A 24,632-nucleotide genomic window follows, 5' to 3' on the forward strand; every position below is an offset into this window, starting at 1 on the left:
CGCCTAGCGGTCCAGCTTCAACGCATGGTCCAGCGACAGCCGCCCCGGCCCATGCGCGATGACGACCAGAAGGGCCGCCGCCCACAGGGCGTGGGTGATCCACGCCTCGGGGAAAACGAAAAGCTGGATCACGGCGGTCATCACCAACAACCCTAGTGCCGAGAGGCGCGACAACAGGCCCAGAACCAGCAACACCGGCAGAACATGCTCTGCGACGGTGGCCAGCACGGCGGCAATTGCTGGCGGGATGACGGGCAAGGCATAGACGTTTTCGAACAGGAAATAGGTCGAGTCCTTGATCGTGATCCCGTCCACCTTGGTGCGCGCGGATTGCCAGAACACGGCGGCAGGCGCGATGCGCGCGACCAGAACGACGATGTCATGGGGCAGATGCTGGCCAAGCGCATTGGCTTTGCGAATCAGCGCGGCCTTGGGCGCGGGGCGTGCGGGGGCGTCGATGGACTGGGTCATGCGGGGGTTCCTTTCCGGGCATCGGCAATCAGGCCGTGGGTCAGCAACAGGGTCAGTGCAGCGGTGAGGTCGCCATGGCGCGCCGCCGCGCCAAGCGGCGCGCCGCCTTTCAGCGCTGTCAACACCGCGAAACTCGCCGGGTCCAGCGGCTCTACCACCAGTGCGAAATCGGGGCGGCGCGCGATCAGGGCGTGATCGGGGCCAGCCTTCAGCGCCATCTTGGGCGCGCCCGGTTGCTGGCCCTGCCATATCTGCACGGCCGGGTGCGGGCTTGCGAACAGATGCACGGACGGGTGCAGCGCAAGATGCAGGGCTTCCAGATCATCGACGCCCAAGGCCGCTGGCGCGACCGGCGCGGCATCCGCCGCATGGCTGGCCCGCCCGCGCAAGTATTCCAGCCGCGCCACATCGGGCAAAAACGGCAGTTGGGCGACGGGTGCGAAGCCCTCCAGAAACGGCGCGAAGCTTTCACCCCAATGCAGAAGGACCGGGCCTTGCGGTGGGTCTGCGGCAAGATAGGCGCGTGCCAGTGCGGTGAAAAACTCGCCCCCCACAAGCCGCTCGACCACCGGAAAGCGTGCAGCCAGCGCCCGCGTCAGGCTGTGAAAGACGTTGTTGCGGTAGACCTTGAAGCGTTGGGCGATCTCTGCGGGGTTGGGCGCGGTCAGGCCATCGGGCGGGGCATCGGCCCAAAGCGCTGCGCGAAAGCCGTCTTGCAGCGCGGCGTGATGCATCTCAGGCGGCATCGGCTTGGCCCTTCGTTGCATGACCCAACAGGTCGGATGCGCGCGCGACCTCTGCCAGCAGCACGTCCAGCGCGGGCACATCATTGTCCCATTCGATCAGCGTGGGCAGTGGCCCGGTGCGGTCCAGCACCTCGGCATAAAGCGCCCAGACCGGGTCAGCCACGGGCGCGCCGTGGCTGTCTATCAGCAGCGGGCCAGAGGGCAATTCCTCGGTCTCATGCCCGGCCAGGTGAATCTCGCCCACGGCACCCAGCGGAAAGTCGGCCAGATAGGCGCGCGCGTCGAACCGGTGGTTGGTGGCCGACACGAACACGTTGTTCACGTCCAGAAGCAGGCCGCAGCCGGTGCGGCGCGTGATCTCTGTCAGGAAATCGGTTTCCGACCAGCTAGAGGCCTGAAAGGTCACATAGGTGGCCGGATTTTCCAGCAGCATTCGCCGCCCCAGATGCGTCTGGACCTCGTCGATATGGGCGCAGACGGTGGCAAGGGTTTCATCGGTATAGGGCAGGGGCAAAAGGTCGTTCAGCCATTCCGCGCCATGGCTGGACCATGCCAGATGTTCGGAAAAGCTTTCGGGCTGGTAGCGGTCGATTAGCTTGCGCAGCCGGTCCAGATGGTCGCGGTTCAACCCCTGCGCGCCACCGATGGACAGGCCCACCCCGTGGATGGACAGCGCATGATCGGCGCGCAAAGCGGTCAGCATGGCATGGGGCGCGCCGCCATCGCCCATGTAATTCTCGGCATGGACCTCCAGAAAGCCAACCTGGCCCCGTCGCGCCATCAGGTCGTGGAAATGTTCCGGCTTAAAACCCAGCCCGGCGCGCTGTGGCAAATGTGGCATGGAATCGGTCCTTTTGCTGTTCGGGAACGAGGGGGCGAGCGATGCGCCCGCCCCCGGATCGAGCGATCAGGCGGGCGGCAGGTCGCGGTCCAGCGCTTCGAGCGAACCCATGCGCGCGGTGCCATCGGCCATGGCGGGCAGTTCGATATCCATGCAGGTGCCGGCTGCCACCAGTGTCCAGGCATTGCCTTGGTAATCCACGGTAGAGCTGCCCGCGCAGGACGTGCCGGGGCCAGCGGCGCAGTCATTGGCGCCTGCCAGCGACACGCCGAAGCATTTTTCCATATCAGCCGACTGGGCCTGTGCATGGCCTGCCGACAGGGTCAGCGCGGTGGCAAGCGAGGCAGCCAAGGGCAGGGCGAGGGTTTTCATGGTCATCTGTCGAACTCCGATTTTGAAAGGGTGCGTGTTTGCAGTCCCACGAAGCGTTACGGGGCGGCGGTTCGGGTCGTTACGAAGCTCACGGTGACGTTACGGCGTTGTGATCGCGCATTCACTTCTGGTCATCCTGCCGCATTCTTCTGTAACGTTTCGGCACCCCAGTCCGAATAGAGGGCAAGATGAGCGTGAACGACCTGGATGCCCTGGAGGATCTTATGCGCGCGGCCAATCGCGGCGATCAGGTTTCCTATCATCGCGTCCTGACCGCGATCACCCCGCTTTTGCGCAAGGTCGTGCACGCGCGGGGGTCCGCTTTGGGGCGCGAGGGTTGCGAAGACGTGTTGCAAGATGTGTTGCTTGCCATCCACCGCAAGCGCCACACATGGAACGAGGATCAGCCGTTGCGCCCTTGGCTTTATGCCATTGCGCGGCACAAGGTCGTTGATGCGTTCCGCGCGCGCGGAACGCGGATAGAGCTGCCGATCGACGCGTTCGCCGAAGGCCTGCCCGCCGCCGATGCGCCCGACCCGACCACGGGGCGCGACATGGAGAAAGTGCTGAACGCGCTCGACCCGCGCGAGGCCGACATCGTCCGCGCCTTTGGCGTGAATGGCGAAACAACCGCCGAAACGGCGGCGCGGCTGAACATGAGCGAAGGCGCGGTGCGCGTGGCGCTGCACCGGGCGCTGAAATCCGTGGCGAAGCTGCGGGAAAGGATGATCGAATGAAAACCGACGATCTGATCGCGGCGCTTGCCGCCGATACCCTTCCGCAGCCCAAGGTCCGCGCGCAGGTGCTGCGTGCGCTGCCCGTGGGCTTGGCCGTGTCGCTGCTGGCTTTCGCACTGTTCTGGGGCGCGCGCCCCGATCTGGCGGCGGCGCTGTCGTCCTTGGCGGTGCTGAAAACCCTTGTGCCACTGGCAACGGTCGGCCTTGCTGCTGCGTTGGCGATGGCGCAGGTGCATCCTGCCACGCCGCGCAGGTTGCGCGGGGCGCTGTTGGTGGCGATGTTGGCGTTGGTGTTGCTCACGCTTGCCGTGTCGCTTGTGCAAGGCGGTGTGTCGGCGCTTGTCGCGGCCCTGTCCACGCCCTCGGCCGCCGTGTGCCTGCTGTCCATCCCGGTTCTGGCCGCGCCGCTGCTGGGAGCGTTGCTTTGGGCGCTGACCGCTGGCGCAGCCACCCAGCCACGCCTGACCGGCGCGGTTGCGGGGCTGATGGCGGGATGCTTAGCGGCGGCGATCTATTCGCTTTACTGCGACAAGGACATGGTGCTGTTCGTGATCCCCGCCTATTCAACCGCCATTGCGCTGGTTGTCGGGGCGGGCGCGGTCCTTGGGCCGCGTTGGCTGAAATGGTAGCGAGATCGACCGAAGGTCGGGGAACCGCTTTCGCCTAGAAATCCAGGTCGGCGTAATGCGGCGGGGGCTGGAAGCCGGGGATCTGGTCGGCCAGCAGCGTGCGAAAGGCCGGGCGCGATTTGATCTTGGCATACCACTCATGCACCATGGCAGAGCGTTTCCAGTCCACATCGTTGATGTAGTCGAGGCTGGACAGATGCGCTGCCGCCGTGAAATCCGCGAGCGTCATCTCGTTGCCGGCCAGCCAGCGGCGCTGGCCCAGTAGCCAATCCATGTAATCGAGGTGAAACTTGATCCGTGCCGAGCCCATCTTGATGCGCGCCGAATCCGGGTAGCCTTGCCCGCTGATCTTCTTGTTCACCCGCTCATAGACAAGGTTCGCCGTCACCTCGGAATGAAACTTGTCATCGAACCACGTGCAGATGCGGCGCATCTCATACCGGTCTTCCGGCGTCTTGGGCACAAGGGGCGGGTTCGGAATAACCTCGTCGAGGTATTCGCAGATCGCCTGGCTTTCGGACATGTGCACGCCGTTATAGCGCAGGATCGGCACCTTGCCCGCCGGGTTGCGGCGCATGAAATCCTGGCTGGGGTCCCAGTAGCGTTCTTCGACCAGTTCGACCTCTATGCGCTTTTCGGCAAGCGTCAGCCGCACCTTGCGGCAGAAAGGGGACAGGGGAACGTGATACAAGCGGGCCATGGGCGTGCGTGTGCCTTTTACTGAGATGTGCCTCTCTTGCCCTGCCAGCGGGACAAGTTCAACCGCCCAAGCAATCCGCGCGACCATCGCGCGCGATTGTCGCGGCCCCGTCCATGATCTGCGCGCTGCGCCGGGTCAGAAACTCTGTCGGGCGCGCCGCATCGCGCGACTTGGGGGCCGGCAGCACGGCGGCAAGGCGGGCGGCTTGCAGATCGCTCAGGCCTGCCGCAGATGTGCCGAAATAATGCTGCGCGGCGGCTTCAACCCCGAAGACGCCTTCGTCGAATTCGGCAATGTTCAGATAGACCTCTATGATCCGGCTTTTCGGCCAAGCGGTTTCCACGATCAGCGTGATCGCCGATTCCAGCGCCTTGCGGGTCCAGTCGCGGCCATGCCACAGGAACACGTTCTTCACCGTCTGCTGGCTGATGGTCGATGCGCCGCGCGTCTCGCCTTCCTCGATCACCTGACGGATCGCGGCCATGTCAAACCCCCAATGGCGGCAGAAATTCGCGTCTTCGGCGGCAACGGCGGATCGTGCCATCACGGGGGCGATCTGCTCTAGCGGCACCCAGTCATGGCTGATATCGCCCAAGCGGCGGTATTCCTGCCACATGAACAGGCCACCCGGCGGCGCGACGAAGCGGTAGAGCAGCACCCAGGCCACCAGCAAGCCAAGCGCCAGAAGCATGGCCCGGAACACCCATGTCCGAAGCCGCCTGAACCCGTTGGCCACGGCCATGAAGGCGCGGTGCGGTGCGCCCGTGCGGTAGGGTTTCGGCTTGGGTTGTGGTTTCGCGCGGGGCATGAGGGTTTAACACATGCCACGGCCCGCGCGGTCAAGAGGGTATTAGCCGTAGGCGACGCCCAGTAGCACCAGCCCCAGCGCAATGCGGTAAATGACGTATGGGGTAAAGCTGACCGACCGCAAAAGCCGCATCATCAGTGCCAGCGCCGCCAGCGCGGCGGTAAAAGCGATCAGCGCCGCAATCGCGGCATCGCGCAACAGCGCCCAATCGGCGTGCCCGATCACATCCAGCGACAAAAGCGCGCCAGAGGCAAGGATGGTCGGGATGGACATCAGCATCGACAGCTTTGCCGCGTCATGGCGCGCATAGCCCAAGGCCCGCGCGCCGGTGATGACAATGCCGGAGCGCGACGTGCCCGGAATAAGCGCCACAACTTGCCACAGGCCAAAGATGATGGCGTGGCGCAAGGTCCAGCCGGGGGCGGTGCGGGTTTCCGGCCCGCGTTTGTCGGCAATATACAAGACCACGCCGAACAGGATCATCGCCCAGCCAATGACGGCCACGCTGCGCATCAGGTCGATCCAGCCGGTCAGTTGCAGCACAAGGCCCACGGCCATGACCGGAATGGTGGCCACGATAAGGCAAAGCGCCAAAAAGGCCTCTGGGCTGGCAAGCTGCCCGCGCGCCAGTTGTGCCGCGCCGCGCAGCGCGCGCGCCACATCCTGCCGGAAATACAGGCAGACCGCGCCCAGAGTGCCGACGTGCACCGCAACATCAAGTGCCAACCCCTGATCTGGCGTGCCAAGCAGCTTGGGCAACAGGATCAGATGGCCCGAGGAGGAGACGGGCAGAAACTCTGTCACGCCCTGCACGAGCGCCAGAATGGCGAGGTATAGCAATGTCATGCTGCCGCTATACTCTTCTGCCTGAATGCTGCCAAGCCGTAACGAAACGCCCTATATGTCAGCATAACTGACATAAAAGCGACAATCCGCACCCGAGTTTCTGCGCCCGCGAAGAAATTTTTCTGCAATTTAGTCAGCATTGCTGACTTTTCATTTCTGGAAAGCCTTTGTAAAAGGCCTTTCCGAACCTTGGAGGAATGACGATGGCCAAGCAACCGATGCTGCGTTTTGTATCTGTTAGCAAGGAAATGCCCGAGAAGCGCCCGCCCAACCTGCGGACCGAGGATTTCGGCGAGATTTACCGTGAATATGCGACAGAAAAGGCCGCCGAGCAGGCAGGACGGTGCAGCCAGTGCGGTGTGCCCTATTGCCAGTCGCATTGCCCGCTGCACAACAATATCCCCGATTGGTTGCGCCTGACTGCCGAAGGGCGCTTGCAGGAAGCCTATGAAATCAGCCAGGCAACCAACACGTTTCCCGAAATTTGCGGTCGCATCTGCCCGCAGGACCGCCTGTGCGAAGGCAATTGCGTGATCGAACAATCGGGCCACGGCACCGTGACCATTGGCGCGGTCGAGAAATACATCACCGACACCGCTTGGGAAGAAGGCTGGGTGCAGGCCATCACCCCCGCCACCGAGCGCAGCGAATCGGTTGCCATTATCGGCGCCGGCCCCGGTGGTCTGGCCGCCGCTGACGTGCTGCGCCGTGCGGGCGTTCAGGTCACGGTCTATGACCGCTATGACCGCGCGGGCGGCTTGCTGACCTATGGCATTCCGGGCTTCAAGCTGGAAAAGCCGGTTGTCATGCGCCGGATCGAACAGCTTGAAAAAGCGGGTGTCGAATTCGTGCTGAATTGCAACGTGGGCGAAGACATCAGCTTCGACGCCATTCGCGGCAAGCATGACGCGGTGCTGATCGCGACCGGCGTTTACAAGGCGCGCGACCTGAGCGTGCCGAATGCCAGCGCGCCGGGTGTGCTGCCCGCGCTCGATTTCCTCACGGCCAGCAACCGCAAGAGCTTTGGCGATGACGTGCCCGAATTCGACAACGGCACGCTCGATGCCAAGGGCAAGCGCGTGGTGGTCATCGGCGGGGGCGACACGGCCATGGACTGCGTGCGCACGGCGGTGCGGCAGGGAGCGACGTCGGTCAAATGCCTGTATCGCCGGGACCGCGAAAACATGCCCGGCTCGCGCCGCGAAACCGCGAATGCCGAAGAAGAGGGCGTCGAATTCGTCTGGCTGACCGCGCCTTTGGGCTTCGTGACCGATGACGCCGGCGATTTGTCGGGCGTGCGCGTGCAAAAGATGCGCTTGGGCAAGCCCGATGCCAGCGGCCGTCGCGCGCCCGAGGTGATCGAAGGGGCCGACTACACCGAAGAGGCCGACATGGCGATCATGGCGCTGGGCTTCGAGCCCGAAGACATGCCCAAGCTGTTCGACCAGCCCGAATTGGCCGTCACCCGCTGGGGCACGATCAAGGCGAAGTTCAACACCCATGAAACCGAGATGCCGGGCGTCTGGGCCGTGGGGGACATCGTGCGCGGTGCGTCGCTGGTGGTCTGGGCCATCCGCGACGGGCGCGAAGCCGCCGACTCGATCCTGAATTATCTTTCGGCACCCGCAAAGGTCGCTGCCGAATAACCGAATTTCCTGCCTGAAAAGGAAAGCACATGACCAAGTATGATGAAGCCTGGGCCGCCCGCGAAGAAGCCAAGCGCGCCTACATGTCCGAGCACAGCCTGTATCGCGAAGAGGACGAGCATTCGTCCTGCGGTGTGGGTTTGGTGGTGTCGTTGGACGGCAAGCCCTCGCGCAAGGTGGTCGAAAACGGGATCGAGGCGTTGAAAGCCATCTGGCATCGCGGCGCGGTCGACGCCGACGGCAAAACCGGCGATGGCGCGGGTATTCATGTGCAGATTCCCGTCGCCTTCTTCTACGACGCGATCCGCCGCACCGGCCACGAACCCGCGATGGATGAACTTATGGCCGTGGGTCAGGTGTTCCTGCCGCGCACCGATTTCAATGCACAGGAACGCTCGCGGACCATCGTGGAATCGGAAGTGCTGCGCATGGGCTACGCGATCTATGGCTGGCGCCATGTGCCGGTGAACGTGGATTGCCTGGGCGAGAAGGCGAACGCGACCCGCCCCGAGATCGAGCAAATCCTGATCCACAACACCAAGGGCACGGACGAAGAAACCTTCGAGCGTGAGCTGTATGTCATCCGCCGCCGCATCGAGAAGGCGATCACGGCGGCTGGGATCACGGGCTTTTACATGTGTTCGCTGTCCTGCCGGTCGATCATCTACAAGGGCATGATGCTGGCCGAGCAAGTTGCCGAATTCTACCCCGATCTGGCCGATGAGCGGTTTGAATCCGCCTTCGCGATCTATCACCAGCGCTATTCGACCAACACTTTCCCGCAGTGGTGGTTGGCACAGCCCTTCCGAATGCTTGCGCATAACGGCGAGATCAACACGCTGAAAGGCAACCTGAACTGGCTGAAAAGCCACGAGATCCGCATGGCTTCCAGCGCCTTTGGCGACATGGCCGAAGACATCAAGCCGATCGTCGCCTCTGGCGCGTCTGATTCTGCTGCGCTGGATTCGGTGTTCGAGGTGCTGGTTCGCGCAGGCCGCAACGCGCCCATGGCGAAAACCATGCTGGTGCCCGAAGCGTGGTCCAAGACCGCAGTCGAGATGCCCGAAGCATGGCGCGACATGTATTCCTACTGCAATTCCGTGATGGAGCCGTGGGACGGCCCCGCCGCCCTTGCCATGACCGATGGCCGCTGGGTCTGCGCCGGTCTGGACCGCAACGGGTTGCGCCCCATGCGCTATGTCGTGACCGGCGACAACATGCTGATTGCCGGTTCGGAAATCGGCATGGTCGTGGTGGACGAGCTGACCGTGCGTGAAAAAGGCGCGCTTGGGCCGGGCCAGATGATCGCGGTCGATATGGCCGAGGGCAAGCTCTATCACGATGTCGAATTGAAGGACAAACTGGCCGCGAACCAGCCTTTCGGCGACTGGAACGAGAAGATCGTCGAGCTGAACGACAAGCTGCGTGACGTGCCCGAAACCCGGCAGATGGACGCAGCCGATTTGCGCCGCCGTCAGGTGGCCGCTGGCTACTCGATTGAGGAAATCGAGCAGGTTCTGGCGCCCATGGCCGAAGACGGCAAGGAAATGATCGCCTCTATGGGCGATGACACCCCTTCGGCGGTTCTGTCCAAGATATATCGCCCGCTGTCGCATTTCTTCCGCCAGAACTTCAGCCAGGTGACGAACCCGGCCATCGACAGCTTGCGCGAATACCGCGTGATGAGCCTGAAGACCCGGTTCGGCAACCTGAAGAACGTGCTGGACGAGGAAAGCAGCCAGACCGAAATTCTGGTTCTGGACAGCCCCTTCGTGGCCAATGGCGAGTTTGCCGAGATGGTGCGCGAATTCGGCGACCAGGTGTCCTTCATCGACTGCACTTTCCCCGCAGGCGCGGGCGAAGACGCGTTGCGCGCGGGGCTGGAGCGTATCCGCGCAGAGGCAGAGGATGCCGTGCGCTCTGGCGCGGGCCATCTGGTGCTGACGGATGAGCATCAGAATGCCGACAAGGTCGCGATGCCGATGATCCTGGCCACCAGTGCTGTGCATAGCTGGCTGACCCGCAAGGGTCTGCGGACCTTCTGCTCGATCAATGTGCGGTCTGCCGAATGTATCGACCCGCATTATTTCGCGGTGCTGATCGGGTCGGGGGCCACCACGGTCAACGCCTATCTGGCGCAGGAAACCATTGCCGACCGCATTGATCGCGGCCTGATCGACGGCCCGCTGATAGAGGCGATGCGCCGCTACCGCGCCGCCATCGACCTTGGCCTGCTGAAGATCATGTCGAAAATGGGCATCTCTGTCATCTCGTCCTATCGCGGCGGGCTGAATTTCGAGGCCGTGGGCCTCAGCCGCGCGATGGTCGCCGAATACTTCCCCGGTATGCCCAGCCGGATTTCCGGCATCGGCCTGCACGGCATCCAGATGAAGCTGGAAGAAGTGCACGCCAAGGGTTGGCGTGGCGGTCAGGACGTGCTGCCGATTGGCGGTTTCTACAAGGCGCGCCGCTCGGGCGAGAAGCACGCTTGGGAAGCCACCAACATGCACCTGCTGCAACAGGCCTGCAACAATTCCAGCTATGCGCTGTGGAAGCAGTATTCCAAGGCCATGTCCTCGCGCGATCCGATCCATCTGCGCGATCTGCTGGACATCAAGCCGCTGGGCCGTCCGATCCCGTTGGAAGAGGTGGAGAGTATCACCTCTATCCGCAAGCGCTTCGTGACGCCGGGCATGTCGCTGGGGGCCTTGTCGCCCGAAGCGCATATGACGCTGAACATCGCCATGAACCGCATCGGTGCGAAATCCGACAGCGGCGAGGGGGGCGAGGATCCGGCACATGCGCATCCGCTGCCGAACGGTGACAACCCTTGCGCCAAGATCAAGCAGGTCGCCTCTGGCCGGTTTGGCGTGACGGCGGAATACCTGAACGCCTGCGAGGAGCTGGAGATCAAGGTCGCCCAAGGTGCGAAACCGGGCGAAGGTGGCCAGCTTCCGGGCATGAAGGTGACGAAGCTGATCGCGCGTCTGCGCCATTCGACGCCGGGCGTGACGCTGATTTCGCCGCCGCCGCACCATGACATCTACTCGATCGAGGACTTGGCGCAGCTGATCTACGATCTCAAGCAGATCAACCCGCGCGTGAAGGTCACGGTCAAGCTGGTGGCGCAGTCGGGCGTGGGCACGATTGCCGCCGGTGTGGCCAAGGCCAAGGCCGATGTCATCCTGATCTCGGGCCATAATGGCGGCACCGGGGCCAGCCCCGGCACGTCCATCAAATACGCGGGCCTACCGTGGGAGATGGGCCTGACCGAAGCGCATCAGGTTCTGGCCATGAACAAGTTGCGCGAGCGGGTAACGCTGCGCACCGATGGCGGTTTGCGCACGGGCCGCGACATTGTCATGGCCGCGATGATGGGGGCCGAGGAATACGGCATCGGCACCGCCGCGCTGATCGCGATGGGCTGCATCATGGTGCGTCAGTGCCAATCGAACACCTGCCCGGTGGGTGTCTGCACGCAGGACGAATCCCTGCGCGCCAAGTTCACCGGCAATGCCGACAAGGTGGTGAACCTGATTACCTTCTACGCGCAGGAAGTGCGGGAAATCCTGGCCGAAATCGGCGCGCGCAGCCTGGACGAGGTCATTGGCCGCGCCGACCTGCTGACGCAGGTCAGCCGCGGTGCCGCACACCTGGACGATCTGGACCTGAACCCGCTGCTGCTGACCGTGGATGGTGCAGACCAGATCCGCTACGACCGCGACAAGCCGCGCAACGCCGTGCCCGATACGCTGGATGCCGAAATCATCCGCGATGCGGCGCGTTTCTTCGAAGAGGGCGAGAAGATGCAACTGTCCTACGCGGTGGAAAATACTCACCGCACCGTGGGCACGCGCGCGTCCAGCCATATCGTGAAGCGTTTCGGGATGCGCAACAGCCTGCAACCCGACCACCTGACGGTCAAGCTGACCGGCAGTGCGGGGCAGTCCTTGGGCGCGTTTGCCGCGCCGGGCCTGAAGATCGAAGTCTTCGGCGATGCCAATGACTATGTCGGCAAGGGCTTGTCGGGTGGCCTGATCGTGGTGCGCCCGCGCATGTCCTCGCCGCTGGTGACGCAGGACAACACGATCATCGGCAACACGGTGCTTTACGGGGCAACCGGCGGCTACCTGTTCGCCGCTGGCCGTGCGGGCGAGCGTTTCGCGGTGCGGAATTCTGGCGCGAAAGTGGTGATCGAGGGCTGCGGCTCGAATGGTTGCGAATACATGACCGGCGGTGTCGCGGTTATCCTTGGCGGCATCGGCGCGAATTTCGGCGCGGGCATGACCGGGGGCATGGCGTATCTCTATGACCCGGCGGGTGAAACGGCGGACCTTATCAACATGGAATCGCTTGTGACCTGCCCGGTCACGGTCGAGCATTGGGAAACCGAGCTGCGCGAGTTGATCGCACGTCATGCCGAGGAAACCGGATCTTCGCGTTCCGAGGACATCTTGCGCAACTGGGACCGCGAGAAGGCCAATTTCGTGCAGGTTTGCCCGAAAGAGATGCTGGTGCATCTGCCGCATCCGATCAGCTACGACGATGCGGCTATCCCGGCGGAATAACGCCGGGATATGCCACCGAGATGAAAAAAGGCCCCGTGCAGACGGGGCCTTTTTATTTGGGTACCGCGGTGCGGTGGCTTACGGGCAAGCGGCTTCGTAATAGGTGCCGTCGCCGCGTGCATAGGCGCAGGTGCCGGTCGCGGTGTTGCGTGCCAGAAGCGTGCCGGCGGCAGCACCTGCGACGGTGCCGATGATCGCCCAGTTGGTGTTGGCGCCCAGCAGGTTGGCCACGGCCAAGCCGCCGGCCGCGCCCAGGACACCTCCGGCCACGGTGCGCTCGGTCGTCGTCATCTGGCACCCGGCCAGGGCAACCGCCCCCGCAAGGATTGCCGCGCTTGCAAATCTTTTCATCTGCTCTCCTTTCCGGGGAAATTCCCCACCTGTCAGATGTATGCAGCTTAGCAAGATTTCGCCCGCTGTCACGGTCTGTCGGCGGGTTTGCACGCAAACGCTACTTCAAGCGGCGGTAATCCGCAGATCAAGCCCATCCTCGGCGAGGCGCAGCTCCAGCGACATACCCTGTTCCGCGACGGCGCGCTGCAACACCGGAAATTGCACCCGCGCGGCCTGAAGATCATGCGGCCAGTCTGCCGCGCCGATGAGCGCGTCCCAATAGGCGGGGTCGATCTTTGGCTTGTCGCTGCGCGCGGTTATATGCAGCGCGGTTTCATCGCGGGTTACAACCACGCGCCCGCCATAGGGCAAAGCGGTTTCAATGCAGAGCAGGCTAAGCAGGGCCAGCCGCACGGTTGCCTTCGGTTTGCTGACCACGGGTGTCCAGGTCAGATCGAACCGGGCCGTCGCGGCGTAATCGCGCAACAGCCCGCCCAATTCGTCGGTCCCGATCATCTGGTCGGGCCGGAAAGACCCGAACGCGACCCGAAACAGCCGGATCCGGGCCTGTGCTTGCTGGACGCTTTCGCGAACCAGGTCTATCTCTGGTCCAGCGGAAGGGGAGGGCGCCATTTGCAACAGTTCCACCCCGTTGCCGATGGCGCCGAGCGGGCTGATAAGGTCATGGCAAATCCGCGCGGCAATCAGGGCGGGCAGATCAAGACCCTCTGCCCTGTCGGGATCGGTGGGTGAGAACGAAGGGGAAAAGCGGTGTCGCATCATATTCTGGAACCCGGCATGTTCGTCAAAAGCCCCGACAACCCCGATTGGGGGCTGGGACAGGTGCAATCCCGCGTGGGCGAAACCGTCACGGTCAATTTCGCTGAAACTGGCAAACAGGTGGTTAACGCCGCCATAATTCCCCTAGAGGTTGTCTGGGATCTCGATGCCGAGAGTTAAGCAACCTAAACGTGCAGGCAACGCTTAATCGGGAAACAAACTGTTTCACTTGAACGCAAGTGCCCCTGTGCAGTATGCGCAACCGGCATTTTACCAACAGGACCGCCGCGCCGTGCCCTCATCGCCTCCGCCGCATCTTGGCTGCTTATCGACACGGCTTGCCGCCTCTGCCGAGGATCTGCGCGCCGCGCAGGCGCTGCGCTACCGGGTCTTTGTCGAAGAGCTGGGCGGCGATGGCCCCATGGTGGACCATGATGCCCGGCTAGAGCAGGACGCGTTCGACCCGCTTTTCGATCATCTGCTGCTGCTCGACACCACCGGGGCCGAGCGCGTGGTGGGCGTGTATCGCCTGCTGCCCGGCGACCGCCTTGGGCCAGACGGGCGGTTTTACTGCGATGACGAATTTGACCTTTCGAGTTTGCGGCAGTCTGGCCGCCGGTTGCTGGAACTGGGCCGCTCTTGTGTGGACCCCGCCTATCGCGGCGGGGCGGCAATGCTGCTTATGTGGCAGGCCTTGGCAGAGTATGCCACGGCGCGACAGGTGGACATCCTGTTCGGCGCGGCCAGTTTTCCGGGCACCGATCTGGCGACGCTGGCCCAACCGCTCAGTTGGCTGCACCATAGGTATCTGGCCCCGCCAGAGCTTGCGGTTCGCGCCAAGCCAGCCCATCTGGGCCACATCTTGCCGCCCGAGCAGGTTGACGAGCGTGCGGCCCGCGCAGCCGTCCCGCCGCTGATCCGCAGCTATCTGCGCCTTGGCGCGCGCATTGGCGAAGGGGCGTTCGTGGATCATGCGTTCAACACCACCGATGTGTGTATCCTGCTGGATGCCGCGCGGCTGAGCCGTCATGCAAAATCGCTTGTGGCCCGCGCCGGATGAGCACGTGGGATTCGGACGTTCCGCCGCCCCCAATGGCGCTGTCCCCGGCCGAGCGCCGCCGCGCGATCTGGCGGTTTGCGCTGTTGGCCTTGGGCCTGTTGGCGGGCATGGCCGCGCTTCTCTTGGCGCGCGGGGTTGAACACATCACCCATGCCGGGGCGCGGGCGCTTTCGCCCCATGTGGTGCGGGCCTATTGCCGCTTTTTCCTGCGCGTGATCGGGCTGCGCGTGCAGGCGCAGGGCACACCGATGCGCGGGCGCGGTGCCTTGGTCGCCAACCACGCGTCATGGCTGGACATCTTCGTGTTGAACGCGCTCACGCCCGCGATGTTCGTGGCCAAGGCAGAGGTTGCTGGCTGGCCCGGCATCGGCCCCTTGGCGCGACTGACGGGCACGGTGTTCATCCGCCGCGACAAGCGCGAAGCGCAGGCGCAAACGCATATCCTGGCGCAAGAGTTCCGGCGCGGGCACCGGCTGGTGTTTTTCCCCGAAGGCACAAGCACCGACAGCACGCTGGTGCTGCCCTTCAAGCCCACGCTGTTCCAGGCCTTTCTTGCGCCCGACATGCCCACGGGCATGGAAGTGCAACCCGTCAGCCTGCGCTATCACGCGCCCGAGGGCGCAGACCCACGCTTTTACGGTTGGTGGGGTGGCATGGAGTTTGCCACCCATTTCCTGCGGGTTCTGGGGCAAAGCCCTCAAGGGGGCGTGACAGTCACCTGCCACAGCCCCATTGCGTGCACGGCCACGACCACCCGCAAAGCCTTGGCCCAGCAGGCCGAGGCCGCCGTTCAGGCAGGCTTCGCCGACGCTCAGGCGCGTGCTTGAGCGGCTTCGCGCAGCGCGGTCATCAGTTCCGACAGAAGCTTCTGGTAGCTTTCGGTCACAAGCGCGCCGGTTTCATCGAAATGATCCTTGGGGCTGGCGACCAGCACTTCCGGCCCTTGCAAGATCAGCGGACGGAAGGGCACCATCATCAGCCGCAGCGCGAATTGCGTGCGCTCGCCACCTGCGCGGCCCGCGGCGGCAGAAACCAGCGCGACGGGCTTGTCGGTCCATGGCTGGCCGCCCCGGCTGATCCAGTCGAGCGCATTTTTCAGCACGCCCGGCGGAGCCTTGTTGTATTCCGGGCAGGCGATGACCACGGCATCGGCGGCTTTGACCTGCTCTTTCAGGCGCGTCACTTCGTCGGGAATGCCCTGCGCTTCAAGGTCTTCGTCAAACAGCGGCAGGCGCAGGTTTCCTTCGATGAATTCGGCAGGATCGAAGCTTTTCGCCGCCGCCAGCATCAGTTTACGGTTAAAGCTTTCGGCACGCAGCGAGCCGCACAGGCCCAGCAAGGTCAAATCGCTCATGGTTTTCCTTTCCTCGTTTTGCCTTAGCTAAGGGGCAGACGAATGAAAGCAACCCGGTTGTGCCTGCGCGACGATTGCCGCAGGCTTGAATGATGACAGACAGGAGAATGACATGACCCTACGCCATGGCGGCAAAATCCTTGTGGACCAGTTGAAAGCGCAGGGCGTGCGGCGGGTATTCTCTGTTCCGGGCGAAAGCTTTCTGGCGGCCTTGGATGGTCTGCATGAATCGGGGATCGAAAACATCGTCTGCCGCCACGAAGGTGGCGCGGTCATGATGGCCGAAGCCCATGCCAAGCTGACCGGGCAGCCCGGTGTGGCCTTTGTCACGCGCGGGCCGGGGGCGACGAACGGGTCGGCGGGTATCCATGTGGCGCGTCAGGATTCGACGCCGCTTATCTTGTTCGTGGGTCAGATCGACAACCGCCACCGCGACCGAGAGGCGTTCCAAGAGGTGGATTACCGCGCTGTGTTCGGCCCCTTGGCCAAATGGGCGGCAGAGGTGGACCAGACAGAGCGTCTGCCGGAATATATCAGCCGCGCCTTTCACATGGCGCAATCGGGGCGGCCCGGTCCCGTGGTGCTAGCCCTGCCCGAGAACATGCTTTCGGCGCGGGCCGATGTGCCCGACATCCCCCCGGTCGCACCCATGCCGCCCTCGGTTTGTGGCGAGCAGATCGACGCGGTGCTGGAGAGGCTCTGCCGTGCCGAGCGCCCCATGGTCATCGCGGGCGGGTCGGTCTGGTCCACGCAGGCCGCGCAAGACCTTGCGCGATTTGCCGAAACCTTCGGCTTGCCTGTCTGCGCCACGTTCCGCCGCATGGACCGCATCGACAACCGCCACCCGAATTATGCGGGTGATCTGTCTGTTGGCATGAATCCCAAGCTGGGCCAGCGGTTGCGCGATGCGGATTGTTTGCTGGTGATCGGCTCGCGCCTAGGGGACATCGTGACGGGCAGCTACACCCATGTGGACCCAGCGAACCCCCGCAAGACGATCATCCACATTCACCCCGACCCGGATGAATTGGGCCGCGTGTTCCGCCCCGATCTGGGGTTGGCCGCGCCTGCGGTCGATGTGTTGGCCCGTTTGGCCCGGCGCGATGCGCCCGCCCGGCCCGATTGGTCGGACTGGACCAAATCGGCGCGTGCCGATTATCTGGACTGGATCACGCCGCGTGAAACGCCGGGCGCGGTCAAGCTGGAGCAGATCCTCTGCGGCTTGTCAGACCTTTTGCCGGACGATGCCATCGTCACCAATGGCGCGGGCAATTTCGCGGCCTTCCTGCACCGCTATTTCCGCGCGCGCGCCTTTCCCGGCCATCTGGCGCCGACATCGGGGTCGATGGGCTACGGCTTTCCGGCGGCGATTGCGGCCAAGCTGGAACACCCTGACCGCGCGGTAGTGTGCGTGGCGGGCGACGGCGATTTCCAGATGACGTTGAACGAGCTGTCCACGGCGCGCCAATACGGGGCGAATGTGGTCGTGATCGTGTGCAACAACGGCCAGTATGGCACGATCCGGATGCATCAGGAAAAGACCTATCCCGGCCGCGTGAGCGGGACGCAACTGTTCAACCCGGATTATGCGGCGCTGGTGCGTGCCTATGGCGGGCATGGCGACTGCGTGCGGGCAACCGACGAATTCGCGCCCGCCTTGGAGCGCGCGCTGAATGCAGGCGTGCCCGCGGTGATAGAGCTGGTGCTGGACCCCGATGCGCTGTCGCCGGGATTGACCATTGAAGGGGCGCGGGCCTTGGCGAAAGGGTAGCGCTAGCGGCGGGCCGGGGACTGCCGATCCGCCCGATGTTCTGCGTCACTTTATGGTGACCATGTCCGTCCTGCGCCTGAGCTAAGCGCTTAAGGCAACCAATCGGCAGGCCGCGGGACGGCCCGCCGATGGCGCGGCGGGCTACGCCCTTGCTCCGCGCCGAAAGCAATTGATCGGATCAGTGGATCAACCGACCCATCGCGGCGGCGACATCGGCCATGCGGCAGGAAAAGCCCCATTCGTTGTCATACCATGCCAGCACGCGCACGGTGCGGCCGCCCACGACCTTGGTCTGGTCGGGTGCGAAGATCGACGAATGCGGGGTGTGGTTGAAGTCGATGGAGACCTTCGGCTCCGGGTCATAGGCCAGCACTGCGCCCATCGACCCTTCGGCCGCCTTGCGCACGATCTCGTTCACCTCTGCCACCGTCACATCGCGGCCCGCCTGGAAGGTCAGGTCAACGGCGCTGACATTGGGGGTCGGCACACGCAACGCGGTGCCGTCCAGCTTGCCGGCCAGTTCCGGCAGCACTTCGCCCAGCGCTTTCGCGGCCCCGGTCGAGGTGGGTATCATCGCCATCGCGGCGGCGCGTGCGCGATACAGGTCCTTGTGGCGGCGGTCCAGCGTCGGCTGATCGCCCGTGTAGCTGTGCACCGTGGTCATGATGCCAGCCTCGATGCCGATGGCGTCGTTCAGCACTTTTGCCAAAGGCGCAAGGCAGTTCGTGGTGCATGACCCGTTCGAGACAACCAGCTGCTCGGGGCGCAAGCTGCGGTGGTTCACCCCGTACACGATGGTCGCATCCGCGTTCTTGGCAGGGGCAGACACCAGCACGCGGCTGGCCCCGCGGCCCAGGTGAACGGCGGCCTTGTCGCGCTCGTTGAACTTGCCGGTGCATTCCAGCACGACATCGACGCCTTCCCAGTCCAGTTCCTGCGGGTCATAGGTGGACATGACCTTGATCGGGCCACGGCCCAGATCGAGCGTGTCGCCTTCGACCCGGATGCTGCCGGGGAAGCGGCCATGCACGCTGTCGTATTTCAGCAGATGGGCATTCGTTTCAATCGGGCCGGTCGCGTTGATCTTGACGACCTCGACATCGTTGCGCGCGCTTTCCGCGATATGGGCCAGCGTGCAACGCCCGATCCGCCCGAAACCGTTGATACCGATGGTGATGGTCATGTCATCTCTCCGAACTCTGGTTGCTTGCGGTATAGCCACGGGCCAAGGGCGAAAAAAGGGCGAAAACCGTTTGTTAATCAGGCGTTAGCGCAATCTTGGCTTGATAGCGCAATCATCCGGGTGGCCCGTGCGACATATCTGGGCAGCCCTTCCCATGCGGTGGCATTGCAAAAACGCCGCGCAGGGGATAACCGAATTCCACCCAAGTCACGAAAGTCCCGCGCGTTGTATCTGCTGGAAAACATATTCGAACTGATCGACATGCGGTCTTTCTCGTCGGTCTGGTTCTGGATCGTTCTGGCGATTGCGTGGTCGTCCGCGTCGCAAACCGTGATGGGCGCGCCCTATGACCTGATCGTCAAGGCCCGGCGCAAGGGCGGGCAGGCGTCTGAAGACCTGAACACCTTAGTGAGCATTTTCGTGCGCCGCCGCCTGACCGTGGTGCGCCGCGCGGGCCATTGGGTGCTGGGTTTTCAGGTCATGGTGCTGACGGCCGTGTGCATCATGGCCTTCGGCTACGGGCTGGAATTTGCCCAAGCGGTGTTTCTGCTGTTCCTGCCCTTGGCGATCACCCAGTTCCTCGCGGTGCGGCTGGCCTTTCGGATAGAGCATGACCACATGCGCGACGACCGCCTGCATCGCGCGCTTCTGCGCCACAGGCTGTGGGTGCAGTTCATCGGGCTGATCGCGATTTTCGTGACCGCGATCTGGGGAATGCTACATGTCATGACCGCCTCGGTGCTGGGCGGTTAGGGGGTTTCCCTTCGCCAAGCGCTTCGGTGCAGATCAACAAGGACAGATACCAGACCTATGAGCACGCTTGCTTCCCGGATCATCATGGGCGGTGCGCCCGAGGGTTTTGACGCGGCACTTCTGAAGCGCGAGTTGGACCGCGCTGGCGGCGCGCTTGTGCATGTCGCGCGCGACGACAAGCGGTCAGAGGCGATGGCGCAGGCGCTGGCCTTTTTCGCGCCAGAGGTGACGGTGCTGCGCTTTCCGGCATGGGATTGCCTGCCCTTCGACCGGGTTTCGCCCAACCCCGACATTTCCGCCGCGCGCATGGCCACGCTTGCGGCGCTGGCGCATGGTGTGCCGGGGCAATTCGTGTTGCTGACGACCCTGTCGGCGGCCACGCAATATGTGCCCGCGCCCGATGTGGTGGCCGAGGCGTCGTTTCAGGCCACGGTCGGCAAGCGGCTGGACGAAAACGCGCTGCGTGGGTGGCTGGTGCGGATGGGCTTTTCGCAGGCGCCCACGGTGTCAGAGCCCGGCGACTATGCCATTCGTGGCGGGATTTTCGACATTTACCCGCCGGGCGAAACCGGCCCTGTGCGGCTGGATCTGTTCGGCGATGTGCTGGATGGCGCGCGCCGCTTCGACCCGGTGTCGCAGCGCAGCCTTGAAAAGCTGGACCGCGTGGAATTCGCGCCGGTCTCCGAGATCATCCTCGACCAAGCCGCGATCACCCGGTTTCGGCAGAATTACCGCGTGGAATTCGGCGCGGTTGGCAATGACGACCCGCTGTATGAGGCCGTCAGCGCGGGCCGCAAGCATCAGGGGATGGAGCATTGGCTGCCTTTCTTCCACGTCAAGATGGCGACGCTTTTCGACTATGTCCCCGACGCCGCGCTGGTGCTGGACGAACAATTCGATGCGCTGCGGACCTCGCGTTGGGAGAGCATCGCCGACCAGTATGACGCAAGGCGCGAGGCGATGGGCGCGAAGGGCCGCATGGACACGGTCTATAAACCGTGCCCGCCAGAGCTTTTGTATCTGGACGGCGCGGCATGGGACGCAGCCCTTGCGCCCCGCCGCGTGATCCGCCTGCAAGCCGCGCCGACCGCGCCGGGGCCGGGTGTGCTGGACGCGGGCGGGCGCATGGGCCGCAGCTTTGCACCGGAACGCCAATCGGGCGCGAATGTGTTCGATGCGCTTGCCGGCCATATCGCGGCTCGCGGCAAACAGGGTGCGGTGGTTCTGGCCAGCCATTCCGAGGGCGCGCGCGAACGCCTGCGCGGCTTGCTGGAAGATCACGGCGCGGGCGCGGCCAAGGACATCGCCAGCATCCGCGACATGGATGCCAAGGCCAAGGGTTTGTTCCTGACCATCTGGCCGCTGGAAGCGGGGTTTGAGACCCCCGACCTGACGGTGATTTCCGAGCAAGACGTGCTGGGCGACCGTCTTGTCAGCCGCAAATCCAAACGCAAGCGGCCCGAGAATTTCCTGACCGAAGCGCAGACCCTCAGCCCCGGCGACCTGATCGTGCATGTCGAACATGGCGTGGGTCGCTACACGGGTCTGGAAACCATCACCGCCATGGGCGCGCCGCATGAGTGTATCGCGCTCGAATATGCCGGTGGCGACCGGCTGTTCCTGCCGGTTGAAAACATCGAGCTGCTCTCGCGCTACGGCCATGAGGAAGGCTTGCTGGACAAGCTGGGCGGCGGGGCGTGGCAGGCCAAGAAAGCCAAGCTGAAGCAACGCATCCGCGAGATTGCCGACAAGCTGATCCGCATCGCCGCCGAACGCCAGCTGCGCAAAGCGCCGGAATTTCACGCGCCCGACGGGCTTTGGGACGAATTCCTCGCCCGCTTCCCCTATGCCGAAACAGATGACCAGTTGAACGCGATTGCCGACGTGGTGTCGGACTTTGAGAGCGGGCGCCCCATGGACCGGCTGGTGGTGGGTGACGTGGGTTTCGGCAAAACCGAAGTCGCCATGCGCGCGGCCTTTATCGCCGCCATGTCGGGCGTGCAGGTTGCCGTCATCGCGCCCACGACGCTTTTGGCGCGCCAGCATTACAAGACCTTTGCCGACCGGTTCCGGGGCTTCCCGATCAATGTGCGCCCCCTGTCGCGTTTCGTGTCCGCGAAAGAGGCCACCGCCACCCGAGAGGGGATCAACAAGGGCACGGTCGATATTGTCATCGGCACCCATGCGCTTTTGGCGAAATCGGTGAAATTCGCCAATCTGGGCCTGTTGGTCATTGATGAAGAACAGCATTTCGGCGTGGGCCACAAGGAACGCCTGAAAGAGCTGCGGTCCGATATTCACGTCCTGACGCTGACCGCCACGCCCATCCCGCGCACGCTGCAATTGTCGCTGACGGGCGTGCGCGACCTGTCCATCATCCAGACACCGCCTGTCGACCGTCTGGCAATCCGCACCTATGTGTCAGAATTCGACACGCTGACCCTGCGCGAAGCGATCCTGCGCGAGCATTACCGGGGCGGGCAAAGCTTCTTCGTCGTGCCGCGCATCTCTGACTTGCCGGAAATAGAGGAATTCCTGCGCACCCATGTCCCCGAGGTCAGTTTCGTCACCGCTAATGGCCAGATGGCCGCGGGCGATCTGGATGAGCGGATGAACGCTTTCTACGATGGCAAGTATGACGTGCTTCTGGCCACCAGCATCGTCGAATCCGGCCTCGATATTCCGCGCGCGAATACCATGATCGTGCACCGTGCCGACATGTTCGGGCTGGCGCAGCTTTACCAGATACGCGGTCGAGTGGGCCGATCGAAAACCCGTGCCTATTGCTTCCTGACAACTAAGCCGCGCCTGCCCCTGACCCCGCAGGCAGAGCGGCGGTTGAAGCTGCTTGCCTCGCTCGACAGCCTTGGCGCGGGCTTCAACCTGGCCAGCCATGACATGGACCTGCGCGGCGCGGGCAACATCTTGGGCGAAGAACAGTCGGGCCATATCAAGGAGGTCGGCTACGAGCTGTATCAGCAGATGCTAGAGGAAACGATTTCCAAGATCCGCGCGGGCGAGATCGCTTCGGTCGATGATCTGGACGGACAATGGGCCCCGCAGATCAATCTGGGCGTGCCGGTGCTGATCCCGGAACCTTATGTGCCCGATCTGGACGTGCGCCTTGGACTTTATCGTCGTTTGTCCGGCCTGACCAGCAAGGTCGAGCTGGAAGGCTTCGCTGCCGAACTGATCGACCGTTTCGGCAAGCTGCCGCGCGAGGTGAATACGCTTCTGGCGGTCATGCGCATCAAGGCCGAATGCAAACGCGGCTGCATTGCCAAGTTCGATTGCGGACCGAAGGGCGCGACGATCCAGTTCCACAATGACAAGTTTCCGAATCCCTCTGGCCTGGTCGAGTTCATCCAGGACCAGAAAGGGCTGGCCACGATCCGCGACAACAAGATCGTGGTGAAGCGCGATTGGGCGACAGAGAAGGACCGCGTGCGCGGTGCCTTCGCCATCGCGCGCGATCTGGCCGCGAAGGCAGCGGGCTAGGCCCTTTATTTATATGTAAATCATATGGATAGCAGAATGCTATCCGATAACATCGCCCCGTCATGGCCTAGCGGGGCGATGATATTGTGCGGCAAGCCTTGGCTCGGCCAGTTTGGTTTTGCGGATCACCGCTGTGCCCCGAAACGGGCGACCTGATCAACCAGACAACAAGGATATACGCCATGACCATCACCAAACTGACCGCCACCGCCACCGCGATCGTGCTGACGCTGGGCCTGCTGCCCGCCCATGCCGGGTCCAACCGGGTCATCGTTCAACAATGGGGCCACGACAATGCGGGTGCCTTGGCGCAAAGCGGCCATCACCAGCGCGTCACCATCACCCAGCGCGGGCGCTCCAACCTGTCGCTGAGCACGCAGGACGGCGCACGCAACCGCGTGGTCGTGGGGCAGGACGGGCGTGGCAACGTGGCCGACACGGCGCAATCTGGGCGTCGCAATATTGCCGGTGTCGCCCAGTTCGGCCGCCATCATGACGCGACAGTGGTGCAATCGGGCCATCGCAACGCGGTGGGCGTGATCCAGACGGGCCACGGCAACACCGCGACCACCACGCAGCACGGCACCGGGAATGTGACCGTCATCATTCAGGACTGATGCCTGTGCCAGATGCCGGGGGCGCTGTGCCCCCGGTCGTTCCCCTTATACCCGGAGGACCGGATATGCCCGCACTTCCCTACACTGCCGCCGCGATCGTGATTGCCGGCGTGGCCAGCAGCGCCACCCTTGCGCTGTCCACCGATCGCGCCAGCCCAGCCGTTCTCGTCTGCGAGCTGCACCTCAGCCAGCTTGGCCAGCGGGTCACATTGCGTGCCGAAGCGGCCGCGCCCGTTGCGCTGAGCGGCACCTATACGCTGGACATCGCCCAGTACTCTGCGTCGGGCGTGGCAAATGTGCAGCAAAGCGGCGATTTCAGCCTGCAACCGGGGCAACGCGTCCGTTTGACCGAAGCGCAATTCCAGGGCCGCGCGCAAGACCTGAGCGCCAGGATGACGCTTTGGGCGGGTGGTCAAAGCCAGACATGCAGCACGCTGAGCCTGTGATCCCGGATTTGGAAAAGGAGATACCGATGTTCAACCTTATCTCTGCCTTGCCCAGAAAGGTGGCTCTTGCGGCCTGTGTGGCGTCCCTGCCTTTGGCGGGTGCGCAGGCCGAAACCCTGTCTCTGTCGCTGAACGCGCGGAATGCGCAGGAAGCGCGGGTTTTGAATGCCGCGATTGCGCTCTATGCCATTCACCGCGACATCCGCTCGGGTGCGGATATCCGCCAGATCGGGCGCAACCATGCGGCCGGAGTGTATCAAAGCGGCGGAAACAACCGCGCAATCGTGCACCAAAGGGGCCGCAACCACCGTGCGACCCTGTCGCAAACCGGTGGCGGGAACGGGCAAATCATCGTGCAGGTCGGCAATGGTGCCCATGCCGATATTGTCCAGCGCGGTGGCGAAGCGGGGGTTCTGGTGCAGATCAGCCGTTAGAAGCGGGCTTGTCCCCGGGGGGGCATTGCCGATAAGGCT

The 24,632-nt window shown here is 63.7% G+C and carries 24 protein-coding genes; 13 read left to right on the forward strand and 11 right to left on the reverse strand.

Going from position 1 to position 24,632, the window contains the following annotated elements:
* Positions 1-3: 3 nt before the first annotated feature.
* From J1C52_RS05870 to J1C52_RS05885, 4 genes are all read right to left on the reverse strand, one after another.
* Positions 4-471 carry a DoxX family protein gene (locus J1C52_RS05870; RefSeq protein WP_227427004.1) on the reverse strand — a complete coding sequence of 156 codons (468 nt, stop codon included), beginning with the start codon at positions 469-471 and terminating at the stop codon, positions 4-6.
* Positions 468-1,217, reverse strand: a complete 750-nt coding sequence (locus J1C52_RS05875) for a DNA-binding domain-containing protein (RefSeq protein ID WP_227427005.1) — start codon at positions 1,215-1,217, stop codon at positions 468-470. Before J1C52_RS05875 ends, J1C52_RS05870 begins: the two co-directional genes overlap by 4 nt.
* Positions 1,207-2,058: a DUF692 domain-containing protein gene (locus tag J1C52_RS05880; protein ID WP_227427006.1), complete on the reverse strand. Its 852-nt coding sequence runs from the start codon at positions 2,056-2,058 to the stop codon at positions 1,207-1,209. Before J1C52_RS05880 ends, J1C52_RS05875 begins: the two co-directional genes overlap by 11 nt.
* 66 nt (positions 2,059-2,124) lie before the next feature.
* Entirely contained in the window at positions 2,125-2,436 is a 312-nt protein-coding gene (locus J1C52_RS05885; protein WP_227427007.1) for a DUF2282 domain-containing protein, read from the reverse strand.
* 182 nt (positions 2,437-2,618) lie between these two features.
* Here J1C52_RS05885 and J1C52_RS05890 point away from each other — a divergent pair, with 182 nt between their 5' ends.
* Both J1C52_RS05890 and J1C52_RS05895 read left to right on the forward strand, forming a co-directional pair.
* Entirely contained in the window at positions 2,619-3,167 is a 549-nt protein-coding gene (locus J1C52_RS05890) for a sigma-70 family RNA polymerase sigma factor (RefSeq protein WP_227427008.1), read from the forward strand.
* Positions 3,164-3,796: an NrsF family protein gene (locus J1C52_RS05895; RefSeq protein WP_227427009.1), complete on the forward strand. Its 633-nt coding sequence runs from the start codon at positions 3,164-3,166 to the stop codon at positions 3,794-3,796. The genes J1C52_RS05890 and J1C52_RS05895 overlap by 4 nt, the downstream gene beginning before the upstream one ends.
* A 34-nt stretch (positions 3,797-3,830) precedes the next feature.
* Here the strand turns inward: J1C52_RS05895 and J1C52_RS05900 are convergent, their stop codons facing one another.
* Genes J1C52_RS05900 through J1C52_RS05910 form a run of 3 tightly spaced genes read right to left on the reverse strand, consistent with a single transcriptional unit; the run spans position 3,831 to position 6,150 of the window.
* Positions 3,831-4,496: a glutathione S-transferase family protein gene (locus J1C52_RS05900; RefSeq protein ID WP_227427010.1), complete on the reverse strand. Its 666-nt coding sequence runs from the start codon at positions 4,494-4,496 to the stop codon at positions 3,831-3,833.
* Positions 4,497-4,554: 58 nt separating this feature from the next.
* Positions 4,555-5,304, reverse strand: a complete 750-nt coding sequence (gene mtgA / locus J1C52_RS05905) for a monofunctional biosynthetic peptidoglycan transglycosylase (protein WP_370633231.1) — start codon at positions 5,302-5,304, stop codon at positions 4,555-4,557.
* A gap of 42 nt (positions 5,305-5,346) precedes the next feature.
* Positions 5,347-6,150 (reverse strand): undecaprenyl-diphosphate phosphatase, encoded by an 804-nt coding sequence (locus J1C52_RS05910; RefSeq protein ID WP_227427011.1) that lies wholly within the window; start codon positions 6,148-6,150, stop codon positions 5,347-5,349.
* Between the two features lie 203 nt (positions 6,151-6,353).
* Between J1C52_RS05910 and J1C52_RS05915 the strand changes: the two genes are divergently transcribed.
* Both J1C52_RS05915 and gltB read left to right on the forward strand, forming a co-directional pair.
* Positions 6,354-7,796 carry an NAD(P)-dependent oxidoreductase gene (locus tag J1C52_RS05915; protein ID WP_227427012.1) on the forward strand — a complete coding sequence of 481 codons (1,443 nt, stop codon included), beginning with the start codon at positions 6,354-6,356 and terminating at the stop codon, positions 7,794-7,796.
* A gap of 29 nt (positions 7,797-7,825) precedes the next feature.
* Positions 7,826-12,364, forward strand: coding sequence for a glutamate synthase large subunit (gene gltB, locus J1C52_RS05920; RefSeq protein ID WP_227427013.1), 4,539 nt, complete (start codon positions 7,826-7,828; stop codon positions 12,362-12,364).
* A 78-nt stretch (positions 12,365-12,442) separates the two neighbouring features.
* Here the strand turns inward: gltB and J1C52_RS05925 are convergent, their stop codons facing one another.
* Together J1C52_RS05925 and J1C52_RS05930 are read right to left on the reverse strand one after the other, a co-directional pair.
* Positions 12,443-12,715 carry a glycine zipper 2TM domain-containing protein gene (locus J1C52_RS05925; protein WP_227427014.1) on the reverse strand — a complete coding sequence of 91 codons (273 nt, stop codon included), beginning with the start codon at positions 12,713-12,715 and terminating at the stop codon, positions 12,443-12,445.
* Positions 12,716-12,820: 105 nt separating this feature from the next.
* Positions 12,821-13,480 (reverse strand): histidine phosphotransferase family protein, encoded by a 660-nt coding sequence (locus J1C52_RS05930; protein WP_227427015.1) that lies wholly within the window; start codon positions 13,478-13,480, stop codon positions 12,821-12,823.
* Between the two features lie 15 nt (positions 13,481-13,495).
* Here J1C52_RS05930 and J1C52_RS05935 point away from each other — a divergent pair, with 15 nt between their 5' ends.
* From J1C52_RS05935 to J1C52_RS05945, 3 genes are all read left to right on the forward strand, one after another.
* Complete coding sequence (locus tag J1C52_RS05935) at positions 13,496-13,657, forward strand: DUF3553 domain-containing protein (protein ID WP_227427268.1); 162 nt, start codon at positions 13,496-13,498, stop codon at positions 13,655-13,657.
* Positions 13,658-13,769: 112 nt separating this feature from the next.
* Positions 13,770-14,537 carry a GNAT family N-acetyltransferase gene (locus J1C52_RS05940; RefSeq protein WP_227427016.1) on the forward strand — a complete coding sequence of 256 codons (768 nt, stop codon included), beginning with the start codon at positions 13,770-13,772 and terminating at the stop codon, positions 14,535-14,537.
* 32 nt (positions 14,538-14,569) lie between these two features.
* Positions 14,570-15,364: a lysophospholipid acyltransferase family protein gene (locus tag J1C52_RS05945; protein WP_227427017.1), complete on the forward strand. Its 795-nt coding sequence runs from the start codon at positions 14,570-14,572 to the stop codon at positions 15,362-15,364.
* On the opposite strand, the gene J1C52_RS05950 is transcribed toward J1C52_RS05945, so the two are convergent.
* Positions 15,349-15,891, reverse strand: coding sequence for an NADPH-dependent FMN reductase (locus tag J1C52_RS05950; protein WP_227427018.1), 543 nt, complete (start codon positions 15,889-15,891; stop codon positions 15,349-15,351). The two genes, J1C52_RS05945 and J1C52_RS05950, sit on opposite strands and share 16 nt — an antisense overlap.
* A 112-nt stretch (positions 15,892-16,003) precedes the next feature.
* Between J1C52_RS05950 and J1C52_RS05955 the strand changes: the two genes are divergently transcribed.
* Complete coding sequence (locus J1C52_RS05955) at positions 16,004-17,662, forward strand: thiamine pyrophosphate-binding protein (protein ID WP_227427019.1); 1,659 nt, start codon at positions 16,004-16,006, stop codon at positions 17,660-17,662.
* A 178-nt stretch (positions 17,663-17,840) separates the two neighbouring features.
* Here J1C52_RS05955 and gap read toward each other — a convergent pair whose 3' ends face one another.
* A complete protein-coding gene (gap, locus tag J1C52_RS05960; RefSeq protein ID WP_227427020.1) occupies positions 17,841-18,845 on the reverse strand; it encodes a type I glyceraldehyde-3-phosphate dehydrogenase in 1,005 nt (334 codons plus the stop codon).
* Positions 18,846-19,070: 225 nt separating this feature from the next.
* Here gap and J1C52_RS05965 point away from each other — a divergent pair, with 225 nt between their 5' ends.
* The 5 genes from J1C52_RS05965 to J1C52_RS05985 all read left to right on the forward strand — a co-directional run bounded on the left by J1C52_RS05965 (position 19,071) and on the right by J1C52_RS05985 (position 24,593).
* Positions 19,071-19,598 (forward strand): component of SufBCD complex, encoded by a 528-nt coding sequence (locus J1C52_RS05965; RefSeq protein WP_227427021.1) that lies wholly within the window; start codon positions 19,071-19,073, stop codon positions 19,596-19,598.
* Between the two features lie 57 nt (positions 19,599-19,655).
* Positions 19,656-23,096 (forward strand): transcription-repair coupling factor, encoded by a 3,441-nt coding sequence (mfd, locus tag J1C52_RS05970; RefSeq protein ID WP_227427022.1) that lies wholly within the window; start codon positions 19,656-19,658, stop codon positions 23,094-23,096.
* A 182-nt stretch (positions 23,097-23,278) separates the two neighbouring features.
* Entirely contained in the window at positions 23,279-23,713 is a 435-nt protein-coding gene (locus J1C52_RS05975) for a hypothetical protein (protein WP_227427023.1), read from the forward strand.
* A gap of 65 nt (positions 23,714-23,778) precedes the next feature.
* Positions 23,779-24,159 carry a curli-like amyloid fiber formation chaperone CsgH gene (gene csgH, locus J1C52_RS05980; protein WP_227427024.1) on the forward strand — a complete coding sequence of 127 codons (381 nt, stop codon included), beginning with the start codon at positions 23,779-23,781 and terminating at the stop codon, positions 24,157-24,159.
* Between the two features lie 26 nt (positions 24,160-24,185).
* On the forward strand, positions 24,186-24,593 hold the full coding sequence (locus tag J1C52_RS05985; protein ID WP_227427025.1) for a hypothetical protein: 408 nt from the start codon (positions 24,186-24,188) through the stop codon (positions 24,591-24,593).
* The last annotated feature ends 39 nt before the right edge of the window (positions 24,594-24,632 follow it).

Source organism: Roseibaca sp. Y0-43 (assembly GCF_020667835.1).
In the GTDB taxonomy this organism is placed as follows: Bacteria; Pseudomonadota; Alphaproteobacteria; order Rhodobacterales; family Rhodobacteraceae; genus Roseinatronobacter.